At 62.0% G+C, this 12282-nt stretch carries 11 protein-coding genes; 8 read left to right on the forward strand and 3 right to left on the reverse strand.

Annotation, left to right across the window (positions count from 1 at the left end; all coding sequences use genetic code 11):
- Nucleotides 1–250 precede the first annotated feature (250 nt).
- Complete coding sequence (locus QLG10_RS10800) at nt 251–418, forward strand: DUF2897 family protein (RefSeq protein ID WP_020796133.1); 168 nt, start codon at nt 251–253, stop codon at nt 416–418.
- A gap of 50 nt (nt 419–468) precedes the next feature.
- On the opposite strand, the gene QLG10_RS10805 is transcribed toward QLG10_RS10800, so the two are convergent.
- The 3 genes from QLG10_RS10805 to QLG10_RS10815 all read right to left on the reverse strand — a co-directional run bounded on the left by QLG10_RS10805 (nt 469) and on the right by QLG10_RS10815 (nt 3081).
- On the reverse strand, nt 469–1482 hold the full coding sequence (locus QLG10_RS10805) for a GNAT family N-acetyltransferase (protein WP_188263789.1): 1014 nt from the start codon (nt 1480–1482) through the stop codon (nt 469–471).
- Between the two features lie 87 nt (nt 1483–1569).
- Nucleotides 1570–2364 (reverse strand): amino acid ABC transporter substrate-binding protein, encoded by a 795-nt coding sequence (locus QLG10_RS10810; protein WP_282487325.1) that lies wholly within the window; start codon nt 2362–2364, stop codon nt 1570–1572.
- Nucleotides 2365–2457: 93 nt separating this feature from the next.
- Complete coding sequence (locus tag QLG10_RS10815; RefSeq protein WP_110749615.1) at nt 2458–3081, reverse strand: TetR/AcrR family transcriptional regulator; 624 nt, start codon at nt 3079–3081, stop codon at nt 2458–2460.
- A gap of 177 nt (nt 3082–3258) precedes the next feature.
- Here QLG10_RS10815 and QLG10_RS10820 point away from each other — a divergent pair, with 177 nt between their 5' ends.
- From QLG10_RS10820 to QLG10_RS10850, 7 genes are all read left to right on the forward strand, one after another.
- Entirely contained in the window at nt 3259–5061 is a 1803-nt protein-coding gene (locus tag QLG10_RS10820; protein WP_282487326.1) for an acyclic terpene utilization AtuA family protein, read from the forward strand.
- 12 nt (nt 5062–5073) lie between these two features.
- Nucleotides 5074–5943 carry an SDR family oxidoreductase gene (locus tag QLG10_RS10825; protein WP_110749619.1) on the forward strand — a complete coding sequence of 290 codons (870 nt, stop codon included), beginning with the start codon at nt 5074–5076 and terminating at the stop codon, nt 5941–5943.
- Nucleotides 5944–5946: 3 nt separating this feature from the next.
- Nucleotides 5947–7563 (forward strand): geranyl-CoA carboxylase subunit beta, encoded by a 1617-nt coding sequence (atuC, locus tag QLG10_RS10830; RefSeq protein WP_110749621.1) that lies wholly within the window; start codon nt 5947–5949, stop codon nt 7561–7563.
- A gap of 42 nt (nt 7564–7605) precedes the next feature.
- The gene (gene atuD, locus QLG10_RS10835) at nt 7606–8763 is read left to right on the forward strand and encodes a citronellyl-CoA dehydrogenase (RefSeq protein WP_110749623.1); all 1158 of its coding nucleotides are present in this window, start codon (nt 7606–7608) and stop codon (nt 8761–8763) included.
- Nucleotides 8760–9557, forward strand: a complete 798-nt coding sequence (locus tag QLG10_RS10840) for an enoyl-CoA hydratase-related protein (RefSeq protein WP_110749625.1) — start codon at nt 8760–8762, stop codon at nt 9555–9557. Before atuD ends, QLG10_RS10840 begins: the two co-directional genes overlap by 4 nt.
- 109 nt (nt 9558–9666) lie before the next feature.
- Nucleotides 9667–11628, forward strand: a complete 1962-nt coding sequence (locus tag QLG10_RS10845; protein ID WP_110749627.1) for an acetyl/propionyl/methylcrotonyl-CoA carboxylase subunit alpha — start codon at nt 9667–9669, stop codon at nt 11626–11628.
- Between the two features lie 71 nt (nt 11629–11699).
- Entirely contained in the window at nt 11700–12242 is a 543-nt protein-coding gene (locus QLG10_RS10850; protein WP_033042085.1) for an exonuclease domain-containing protein, read from the forward strand.
- The last annotated feature ends 40 nt before the right edge of the window (nt 12243–12282 follow it).

The raw sequence follows: 12282 nt of genomic DNA on the forward strand, positions 1-12282 counted from the left end.
ATACCAACCGAAAACAAGTTGAGGGCTTCACCTCAACCATAGAATCTCCCACAGTGTTTTGCAGTGTTTGGGCGAACGCTTACCCCCTGTGGGAGCGAGCCTGCTCGCGAAGGGGCGATGCAGACGACACAGGGGTGAACGACACAGAACAGGCATACAATGGAACCACTGCGAAATCCAATCGCTCAAAGTGGTATGCACGTTCGACAGGCGAAACCCTCGCCCGCCGGCCGGCTTTCAAGGAGGTCGTATGCCCTGGTATGCCTGGTTGATTCTGGTGGTTGCCATTGGCTCTATCGTTGGCGGTTTAATGATGTTGCGCGACACCGCCCACAAGGTTGAGCTGACCGATGAACAGCGCAAACGCGTCGCCGAACGCAATGCGGAGATGGACGCCAAGGAAGCGCAGGACCGCTAGCGGCAAAATCGTCCGAGACCTGTGCGGCATTCGGACGATTTTCCTGCGGTTCAGGTCAACGAGCAGCGATCAAAAAAACGCTCGCGCCCCAGCGCCATCAGTGCTGCGCGCTTGTGTGGAAAGTCGAATTCCTTCTCGCAATAAAACCCCTGTCGCTGCAGGTGCCCAATCATCTTCGCGTTGTCGGCACGGGGCTCGGCGACCACCCGACGAGTCCGTGGATCGTCGAGAAACAGGTAATGCACCAGCGCCGTCAGCCAGCTCGCCACCTTGTGCGGACCACGGTGACATTCTTCGCCCACCAGCATATGGATGCCACGGTCGTAATCATCCGCATCATAGAACGGTGCGATACGATCTTCCTTAGCCCAGTAAGCTTCGAAATAGGCAAAGGGTTGATCGTCGAAACAACCGATCAACGTCAGGGTATGGGGATCGTCCTGGCGTTTGCCCAGGTACTCTCGATGCTGATGGAGGCTGCCCTGCTCTTGCCAGAAATTCGCGACCCGAGGACTGTTCTGCCAGCCATTGAAACGCGCAAGATCCTCGTCGATATCCACCGTGCGCAGGGAAACCCAGGCTCCCAGCCCGACATCGAAACGCCGATACACCTCGCCTTGCGGCTTCGGTGGGCGCAGGGGGTGACGCTTGCCGCCGCTGAGGACCCTCTGCTGCGGGTAACAGCCCATCAGCGATCGGCCCACCCACGGCTGTGGCAACTGCCAGAACAGCGTGCGTTCGCTCCGGTATTGGCCAACCGTTTCGGTAGGGATCAGCAATGCGTCGAGCAAGGCGGCAGGCGGGGCCTCATCCAGTTGCCAGAGCAGACGCTGGCAAGCAGGGTCACGGGCGAACAACCAATAACAAGCGGCCCAGACCGCTCGATGGTCGAGGCATGCTGCGCCCTCTGGCAACTGCAGCAGCAACTCCGGCTCGCGCGTCAGGTGTAACGAGATCAACGGCTGGCCTTCAAGACTGAGGCTCAGCCCGGTTGCGGTTTCATCGGCTACAAGACTACCGCCGGTTGATAAAGGCAACGCAGTCAGGACATTCGCAATGGACATGGGTCGGGCTCACGTTATTCATCGACAGGTCAACGGATGACGTGAGCGGAGCCTGGAAATTTAAGCGACATGACTTGCGGTGTCCGCTCAGTTACCGGGCACCGGCAATACCGCGATTTTATAGGGGGCGAAAATCTTCAGCATCTGGCCATTATCGCGCAACCCTTGCAGCAACCTGCCGAAGACCTCGCCGCTGATCGGCGCGGTCGGGCGGAGAATGGCGTAGTGGTGATAGATCTGGTCGACGCGCTCGGATACCAGTAACTCACTGGCGACTTTCTCGTTGCGCAGGAAGTAGTCGCTCAGGTAGGAGCGGGTGACCAGGGCGACATCGGCGCGGTCACGCAGCACCATCAGCAGGTTGCTGTCATGGGAATAGGTCAAGGTGGCGTTGTGGTGAGTGGCGAGGTACTTGGGATCGGCATTGAAGTGGGCGAATTCGTAGTGATACCCGCTGAACAATGCCAGGCGCTTGCCGGCGAGCTCGCTGAAGTAGCTTTGCTGGCGCTGTGGCAAGCGTTGCGCAACGAAGATTTCGGCGTCTTCCAGGCCCATGTCGACGCTGGTGTGGGGTATGTCCCCCCAGCCCCAGTCAGGGTTCTCGAAGATCGCCATGTCCACCCGGCCTTGCTTGAAGTCGCCAAAGCGGCGGGGAATGGAGGTGGGTACCAACACGAACCGGTAGTCGCTTTGCAGGTTGTTGAGAGCGGCGACCAATTGCGGTAGCAAGCCAGTGTCGGCACCGGACTCCGGGCGTACCGTATAGGGAGGAAAGTGCGCGGCACCGATGCGCACCAGCTGCGCGGCCTGGGTCGGCATGATTGCCAGCGCCGCGAGTACCGCCAGTAAAAGTCGCGAAGCCGTCCGAATTGGCGAAGACATCAAAACAACCCACTCCCCGAAAACTGCATCAATGCATTGAAGCTAGGCGATTTCGACCACTTAGCCAGTTTCCTGCCGACCCGCCTGCACGCCCTATTTGCCCGCCAGTACCAGAATCAAGGCCTCCTCGGCCAGTTGATCCAGGTTCATGCTGCCATCGGCGCGAAACCAGGTGGTGGTCCAGGACAACGCTCCGGTCAGGAAACGCCGGGTGATAAACACATCGCCGCGGATAAAACCGGCGCTTTTGGCTTCACCCAGCACCTGCAGCCAGATGTCTTCATAGATATCGCGCAACGCCAGGACCTTGGCCTGCCCCTCATTGGACAGTGACCGCCATTCATAGACCAGCACCGCCATGGCCTCGCCACTGCCGCCCATGATGGACTGCAATTCGCAGCGAATCAGCGCCAGCACCCGCTCGCGCACGGTGTCGGCCTCGGCGATGGCCGCACGCATCAACGCGGTGTTGTAGCGAATGGTCTCCTCCATCACCGCCCGCAGGATATCGTCCTTGCTCTTGAAGTGATGAAAAATACTTCCCGACTGGATGCCCACGGCACCGGCCAGGTCGCGCACGGTAGTGCGTTCATAGCCTTTGTTGCGAAACAGGTGGGCCGCCACTTGCAGCAACTTGCCCCGGGCGCTGTCCGGGTCGGTCAATTGTCCGCTGTCGACCAACTCGCGCATGACGCTCAAGGCTTTTTGCTCATCCACCCGTTCTCTCCTACAGTCGATCAGTCCAATGCCGCGCTCCCCGCGAAAACATTGGGTTGCGCTGGCAATTTAAGCAACTGGCGACGACCAAGCAAGCGCTCGGGCAGAAGATAGTTCAGTCGTTTACAAACCAAGCGCTTGCTTGGTAGTCTCACAGCATTGTTGCCGGAGGTGGTTATGGAGTTGACTGCGCCAAGAACAATTCGCATCGGGTGCGCCAGCGCCTTCTGGGGCGACACCTCGACCGCCGCCGCGCAACTGGTCGAAGGCGGGCGCCTGGACTACCTGGTCTTCGATTACCTGGCCGAAATCACCCTGTCGATCATGGCCGGCGCACGGATGAAAGATCCCCAGGCCGGGTACGCCAGTGACTTCATCGAAGTGCTCTCTCCTCTGCTCTCTCAACTGGCCGAACAAAAGATCCGCGTCATCAGCAATGGCGGCGGGGTCAACCCTCAAGCCTGTGCAGCCGCCCTGCAGGCAGCTTGCGACAAGGCCGGCGTCGCGCTGAAGATCGCCGTCTTGTCAGGCGATGACTTGCAACCGCAGATCAAACAACTGGGCAGCCTTGGCATTCATGAAATGTTCAGCGCCGCCCCCCTGCCGCCGATGTGTGTCTCGACCAACGCCTACCTGGGCGCACCGGGCATTGTCGAGGCCTTGCGCCTGGGCGCGGACATCGTGATCACCGGACGCGTGGTCGACAGCGCCGTGGTCAGCGGCGCGCTGGTGCATGAGTTCGGCTGGTCGTGGCACGACTACGACAAACTGGCCCAGGCGGCGCTGGCCGGGCACATCATCGAGTGTGGCGCGCAATGCACCGGTGGCAACTTCACCGACTGGCGCGATGTGCCCGATTACGAGCACATCGGTTTTCCCATCGTCGAAGTCAGCGCCGACAGCCAGTTCATCGTCAGCAAACCCGAAGGCACCGGCGGCCTGGTCACACCCTTGACCGTGGGCGAACAGATGCTCTACGAAATCGGTGACCCGCGGGCCTACCTGCTGCCCGACGTGGTCTGTGATTTCACCCAGGTCAAACTCGTGCAGCAAGGCAGGAACGCGGTCCGGGTGCACGGCGCAAAAGGCTTGCCGCCCACCGCTCAGTACAAGGTCAGCGCCACGTACCCGGACGGTTTCCGTTGCACCGCCAGTTGCCTGATCGCCGGAATCGATGCGGTCGCCAAGGGCCGCAGGGTCAGCGAAGCGATCATCAACAAGACCTCACAGATGTTCAGCCAGCGCGGCTGGGCGCCCTACAGCGAGGTGAACATTGAACTGCTTGGCAGCGAAGCCACGTACGGCCCCCACGGGCAGCGCCAGGACAGTCGCGAAGTGGTGATCAAGCTCGCGGTGCGCCATCCGCACAAACCGGCATTGATACTGTTCTCCCGGGAAATCGCCCAGGCCGCCACCGGCATGGCGCCGGGGCTGACCGGGATCGTCGGCGGCCGGCCGACGGTGTATCCGCTGATCCGCTTGTTTTCGTTCCTGATCGACAAAACTGCCTGCACGCTGGAAATTGATCTCATGGGCCAGCGCCACTCGTGCGCCCTGCCCGCCCTCGATGTGCTCGACAGCGCCGACTTGCCCGTGCCGATTGAGCCACCCCGCCCCACGGGACCTGCCGATGCCAGCGTCGCCCTGGTCAAGCTCGCGGTGGCCCGCTCTGGTGACAAGGGCAATCACAGCAACATCGGCGTCATGGCCCGCGACCCGCAGTACCTGCCGTGGATCGCCGAAGCCTTGACCCCGGCCGTGATCGTCGACTGGATGAGCCATGTCCTCGACCCGATCCACGGGCGCGTCGAGCGTTGGTATTTGCCCGCCAGCCACAGCCTGAATTTCCTTTTGGAAAACGCTTTGGGTGGCGGAGGCGTCGCCAGCCTGCGGATCGATCCGCAGGGCAAGGCCTTCGCCCAGCAATTGCTGGAGATCCAGATTCCGGTGCCACAGCGCATCGCCGACCAGGTCAACTAGAGGATTGCCGCCATGGCTTACGATTCGATTTTCAAAGCCGGTCTGTTTGCCGGCCAGACCATCATCGTCACCGGTGGCGGCAGTGGCATTGGCCGCTGCACGGCTCACGAACTGGCGGCCCTCGGTGCGCATGTGCTGCTGGTCGGGCGCAAGGCTGACAAGTTGAAAAATGTCGCTGCCGAGATTACCGAAGATGGCGGCAAGGCTGACTGGGGCACCTGCGATATCCGTGAGGAAGAAGCGGTCACGCACCTTGTCAGCGAATTCATCCGCAAGTACGGCCCGATTCACGGCCTGGTCAATAACGCTGGGGGCCAGTACCCATCGCCCCTGGCCTCGATCAACCAGAAGGGTTTCGAAACCGTGATGCGCACCAATCTGCTGGGCGGATTCCTGATGGCCCGGGAAGTGTTCAACCAGTCCATGAGCAAGCACGGCGGCGCCATCGTCAACATGCTCGCCGACATGTGGGGCGGCATGCCCGGCATGGGCCACTCAGGCGCGGCGCGCTCGGGCATGGACAACCTGACCAAGACCGCGGCCTTCGAATGGGGGTACGCCGGGGTCCGGGTCAACGCTGTGGCGCCGGGGTGGATCGCTTCCAGCGGCATGGACACCTACGAAGGTGCGTTCAAGGCGGTGATTCCGACCTTGCGTGAGCACGTGCCGCTCAAGCGCATCGGCACCGAATCGGAAGTCAGCGCGGCGATCGTGTTCCTGCTCAGCCCGGCGGCGGCGTTCATCAGCGGCAGCACCCTGCGCATCGACGGCGCGGCCAGCCTCGGCGGGCGCGCATGGCCGATTCACAAGGCGACCAACAGCCACTCGTACAACGGCTTCCACCGCGCGTACTTGCCTGATGTTCTCAAGGACAAGGAATAACCCATGCCGGTGATTGAATCGCAACTGGACCCCCACAGCGAACAGTTCGCCCGTCATCGCGCGGCCATGCTGGACGCCGTCGAACAGGTCCGTACCCTCGAACAGAACCTGCTGGACAAGGCGGCCGAGGCCAGGCCCAGGTTCGAAAAACGCGGTCAGTTACTGCCCCGCGAGCGCCTCAACCTGCTGCTCGACCCGGGTGCGCCATTTCTCGAACTGGCGAGCCTGGCCGGCTACAAGTTGCACGACGACAAGGACGGCAGTTCGGCCGGCGGCGGCTTGATTGCCGGGATCGGCTACGTGTCAGGTGTGCGGGTGTTGGTGGTGGCCAATAACAGTGCGATCAAGGGCGGCACCATTTCCCCTTCAGGCCTGAAAAAATCCCTGCGCCTGCAACAGATCGCCATGGAAAACAAACTGCCGGTGATTACCCTGGCCGAGAGTGGCGGCGCGAACCTCAATTACGCGGCGGAGATTTTCGTCGAAGGCGCGCGCAGCTTTGCCAACCAGGCACGCATGTCGGCCATGGGCCTGCCGCAGATTACCGTGGTCCACGGCTCGGCGACGGCTGGCGGTGCCTATCAGCCGGGGCTGTCGGACTATGTGGTGGTGGTGCGTGGCAAGGCCAAGCTGTTCCTGGCCGGCCCGCCTCTTTTAAAAGCAGCAACCGGAGAGGTCGCCAGCGACGAAGAACTGGGTGGCGCGTTGATGCACGCGCAAACCGCCGGCACCGCCGAATACCTGGCAGAGAATGACGCCGACGGCGTGCGCCAGGTGCGCGAGATCGTCAGTCTGCTGCCATGGAATGCTCGCTTGCCGGTGTTGCCTGCCAGACAATGGCAGGAACCGCTCTACCCCATCGACCAATTGCTGGGCCTGATCCCGGACGATCCGAAAAAACCCTACGACGTGCGTGAGATCGTCGCCCGAATCGCCGATGGCTCGAACTTCCTCGAGTTCAAGGCCGAGTTCGATCAGCAGACCGTGTGCGGCCAATTGACAATCCAGGGGCGCGCCTGCGGATTCATCGGCAACAACGGTCCGATTACGCCCAAGGGTGCGAGCAAGGCTGCACAATTCATTCAGCTGTGCGACCAGAGCCAGACGCCCCTGCTGTTTTTCCACAACACCACCGGGTTCATGGTTGGCACCGAATCAGAGCAGCAAGGAGTGATCAAGCATGGCGCCAAAATGATCCAGGCGGTGGCCAATGCCCGGGTGCCGAAACTGACCATCGTGGTGGGCGGCTCCTACGGCGCCGGCAACTACGCGATGTGCGGCCGGGGCCTGGACCCACGCTTCATCTTCGCCTGGCCCAACAGTCGCACCGCCGTCATGGGCGGCACCCAGGCCGGCAAGGTGTTGCGCATCGTCACCGAAGCCAAGCAGGCCAAGGACGGCCTGGTGCCCGACCCGAAAATGCTCGACATGCTCGAACAGGTCACCGCGCAGAAACTCGACAGCCAGTCCACGGCGCTGTATGGCAGCGCCAACCTGTGGGACGACGGCCTGATCGATCCACGGGACACCCGGACCCTTCTTGGTTACCTGCTGGATATCTGTCACGAGGCCGAGGTGCGCTCGCTGCAAACCAACAGCTTCGGTGTCGCGAGGTTTTGATCGTTCCCACGCTCTGCGTGGTTTGCCAGGAGAAAAATAAAAATGATCTTCACCCAGGAACACGAAGCACTGCGTCGTACCGTCCGCCAGTTCGTCGATCATGAGATCAATCCACACGTCGAGGAATGGGAAAAGGCCGGGCGTTTTCCGATCCACGAGATCTTTCGCAAGGCCGGCGACCTCGGCCTGCTGGGCATTTCCAAACCGGAAAAATTCGGCGGCATGGGCCTGGACTACAGCTACTCGATCGTCGCCGCCGAAGAGTTCGGCACCATTCATTGTGGCGGGATTCCCATGTCGATCGGCGTGCAGACCGACATGTGCACCCCGGCCCTGGCACGTTTCGGTTCCGATGAGTTGCGCGATGAGTTCCTGCGCCCGGCCATCAGCGGCGAGCAGGTCGGCTGCATCGGCGTCTCCGAAGTCGGCGCGGGGTCCGACGTGGCCGGCTTGAAAACCACGGCGCGCAAGGACGGCGACGACTACGTGATCAACGGCAGCAAGATGTGGATCACCAACTCGCCGAGCGCCGATTTCATCTGCCTGCTGGCCAACACCTCGGATGACAAACCGCACGTCAACAAGTCGCTGATCATGGTGCCGATGAACACGCCGGGCATCAGCCTCAGCTCGCACCTGGACAAACTGGGCATGCGCAGCTCGGAAACCGCCCAGGTATTTTTCGACAACGTGCGGGTGCCACAGCGCAATCGCATCGGTCACGAAGGCGCGGGGTTCATGATGCAGATGCTGCAGTTCCAGGAGGAGCGCCTGTTCGGTGCGGCCAATATGATCAAGGGATTGGAGTACTGCGTCGACAGCACCATCGAGTATTGCAAGGAGCGCAGAACCTTCGGCAGTGCGCTGATCGACAATCAGGTCATTCACTTTCGCCTGGCTGAACTGCAAACCGAGATCGAATGCCTGCGGGCGCTGGTCTATCAAGCCACCGAACAATACATCAAGGGCCAGGACGTCACGCGCCTGGCGTCCATGGCCAAGCTCAAGGCCGGTCGCCTGGGTCGCGAGGTGACCGACAGCTGCCTGCAGTACTGGGGCGGCATGGGCTTCATGTGGGACAACCCGGTGGCCCGCGCCTACCGCGATGTGCGCCTGGTGTCGATCGGCGGCGGTGCCGACGAAATCATGCTGGGGATTATCTGCAAGCTCATGGGCATCCTGCCCGGGAAAAACAAATGAGTACTCTGCCGGATTGCCAGACACTGCTGCTCGATATGCACAACGGCGTGCTGCACATCACCCTCAATCGACCGGACAACCGCAACGCCATGAACTTGCAGATGGTCAGCGAACTGCGTGCGGTGCTGGTGGCAGTGCACGATGACCGGGGAGTCAGGGCCTTGGTGATCGGCGGTGCCGGCGGGCATTTCTGTGCCGGGGGCGACATCAAGGACATGGCCAATGCACGCGCCCAAGGTCCGGGCGCGCACCGCGACTTGAATCGACTGTTCGGTGCGTTGCTGCAAGAGGTGCAGCATGCGCCGCAGGTGGTGATCACCGTCCTGCAAGGCGCGGTGCTCGGTGGTGGCTTCGGTTTGGCCTGTGTCAGCGATATAGCCCTGGCCGATCACCAGGCGCAGTTCGGCCTGCCGGAAACCAGCCTCGGTCTGTTGCCAGCGCAGATCGCACCGTTCGTGGTGCAGCGCATCGGCCTGACCCAGGCCCGCCGCCTCGCCCTGACCGCAGCCCGTTTCGACGGCACCCAGGCACGGCGGATGGGGCTGGTGCATTTTGTCGAGCACGATACGCAGGCATTGGCCGAGCGTCTCGATGAAGTGCTGGCCCATGTGCTTTGTTGCGCGCCCGGGGCGAATGCGGCGACCAAGAAACTGTTGCTGGCGAGCGCCATGCAGCCATCGGATGCTTTGCTCGATGAGGCGGCCGAGTGGTTCAGCGAAGCAGTGACCGGGGTTGAAGGGGTCGAGGGGACCACGGCATTCGTGCAAAAACGCAAACCGGGGTGGGCCCTTTAAAAGCTTCGCGAGCAGGCTCGCGCCCACAATTGGAATGCGTTTCAACTGTGGGAGCGAGCCTGCTCGCGAAGAGGCCCTCACATTCAACGCAAATCCCTGGGAGCAGAACATGCCCGGATTCAGCAAGATCCTGATCGCCAATCGCGGTGAAATCGCCTGCCGCCTCCAGCGCACCGCCCAGGCCCTGGGCTACCGCACCGTCGCGGTATTCAGCGACACCGACGCCGATGCCCTGCACGTGCAAATGGCCGACGAAGCGGTGAACATCGGCCCGGCTCCGGTGCAGCAGTCCTACCTGAATATCCAGGCGATCATCGACGCGGCCCGGCGCACTGGCGCGGATGCCATCCATCCGGGCTACGGTTTCCTCTCGGAAAATGCCGCTTTCGCCCGCGCCTGCCAGGACGCCCGCATCACTTTCATCGGGCCCAGCCCCGAAGCCATCGAGCTGATGGGCAGCAAGCGCCGGTCGAAAATCGCCATGCTCAATGCCGGCGTACCCTGCATCGAGGGTTATCAGGGTGCCGAACAGGACGATGCCACCCTCATCCGCGAAGCCGACCGCATCGGCTACCCGCTGATGATCAAGGCCAGTGCCGGCGGCGGTGGGCGTGGCATGCGCCTGGTGCATGGGGCCAGCGACCTGGTGCAACAGCTGCGCAGCGCTCGCTCCGAAGCCTTGCACGGTTTTGGCAGTGACGAACTGATCCTCGAGCAGGCCTTGATCGAACCGCGCCATGTCGAGGTGCAGTTGTTCGGCGACTCGCACGGTAACCTGATCTACCTTGGCGAGCGTGATTGTTCGATCCAGCGTCGCCACCAGAAAGTCATCGAAGAGGCCCCCTGCCCCGTGATGACGAGTCCGTTGCGCCAGGCCATGGGCGAAGCGGCGCTCAAGGCGGGACGCGCGGTCAACTATGTCGGCGCGGGCACGGTGGAATTCCTGCTGGATGCGCGCGGACAGTTTTACTTCCTGGAAATGAACACCCGACTGCAAGTGGAACATCCGGTGACCGAATTCATCACCGGCCTGGACCTGGTGGCCTGGCAGTTGAACATCGCCCAGGGACAGGCGCTGCCGCTGCGTCAGGAAGACGTTCAGCTCAAGGGACATGCCATGGAAGTGCGCCTGTACGCCGAAGACCCTGCGCAAGGTTTCCTGCCACAAACCGGACGAGTCACGGCCTGGGAACCGCGTTTGCAGGATGGCGTGCGGATCGACCATGGGCTGGTCGAAAGCCAGGGGATCAGCCCGTTCTACGACCCGCTGCTGGGCAAAATCATCGCCCACGGCCAGACCCGTGAAGAGGCTCGGCGCAAGTTGCTGCGGGCCGTGCAGGACTGCGTGCTGCTGGGCGTACAGAGCAACCAGCGCTTGCTCGTCAGCCTGCTGCAACATCCGCAATTCATCGGTGGCGAGTTCAGCACCGGGTTCATCGAGCAGCATTTCGCCGAACATTCCTGTTTGCAGCGCCAGGTCCCGAGTGCCGAACAACTGGCGATTGCCGCGGCGCTGTTCTATCAGGCATCGGCACAGGCGCATCCGGTGGCGCTGGCCGGTTGGCGCAATAACGCCAGCGTGCCGCTGCACTATCGCCTCGCACTGGACGATCAGGATTGGCCGGTGGCGTTGCACGCGGTTCCCGGTGAGCCGCTGCGGGTTGAAGTCGCCAGTCGCCACCTCGAACTTAAGATCATCCAGAGCGACGGCCGCTGGGCCACGCTGCAACTCGACGGCATCCGCCAGCGTCATGCGTACCGCATGGAGGCCGGGCAACTTTGGCTGCACACAGGTCCCGGCAGCCTGCGACTGGTGGATCGCACTCAAGCGCCGGCCTGCAGCCAGGCCAGTGTCAGCTGCGGCACCCTCAAGGCGCCCATGGACGGTGCGGTCATCGACGTGCTGGTCAGTGAGGGCAGCAAGGTCAGCAAAGGCCAATTGCTGGTGGTGCTGGAAGCCATGAAAATGGAGCACCCGCTCAAGTCGGGTATCGACGGCGTGCTCAAGCGCTTGCAGGTGCAGGTCGGAGACCAGGTGAAAAACCGTCAGATTCTGCTGGAGGTCGAATAAGCCGCTAGGCGTAACCGCAGGCTTTGGCTACGCTCAAGCCCTATCAGCATGCGGATACCGGGAACCCTGCGATGCCTCACTGGTTGGTCATTGATCTGGAAGCCACCACCGATGAGGGTGGTTGGCCCATTACGGAAATGGAAATCATCGAAATTGGTGCCACCCTGGTGGATCACAAAGGCCGCGAGCTGGATTTCTTCCAGCGTTTCGTGCGCCCGTTGCGGCGCCCTTTGTTGACGCCGTTTTGCCGGGAGTTAACGCACATCACCCAGGCCAATATCGATGCCGCACAGCCCCTCGGCGAAGTCTGGGCGGCGTTCGAGCGTTGGCTGGGCCAACATCACGCGCGGCTTGAAGGCTGGGTCAGTTGGGGCGACTACGATCGCAAACAGTTGCTCCAGGATTGGCAACGCCTGGCACTCGATAGCGCGTTGAGCCAAGTGCCGCACATGAATCTCAAGCAGCGCTTTGCCAAGGCCCGGCGCCTGGAACGACCCTTGGGACTCAACGGTGCCCTGCAACTGGCGGGACTGCAGTTCAGCGGGCAGCAACACCGGGCGCTGGAAGACGCGCGCAATACCGCACGCCTGTTGCCCCTTGTCCTTGCGCTTTAGAGAGGTGACTAGGCCTTGGGCCTTGTGCATACTGGCCGGC

The sequence above is a fragment of the Pseudomonas sp. V98_8 genome (genome assembly GCF_029967975.1).
In the GTDB taxonomy this organism is placed as follows: domain Bacteria; phylum Pseudomonadota; class Gammaproteobacteria; order Pseudomonadales; family Pseudomonadaceae; genus Aquipseudomonas; species Aquipseudomonas umsongensis.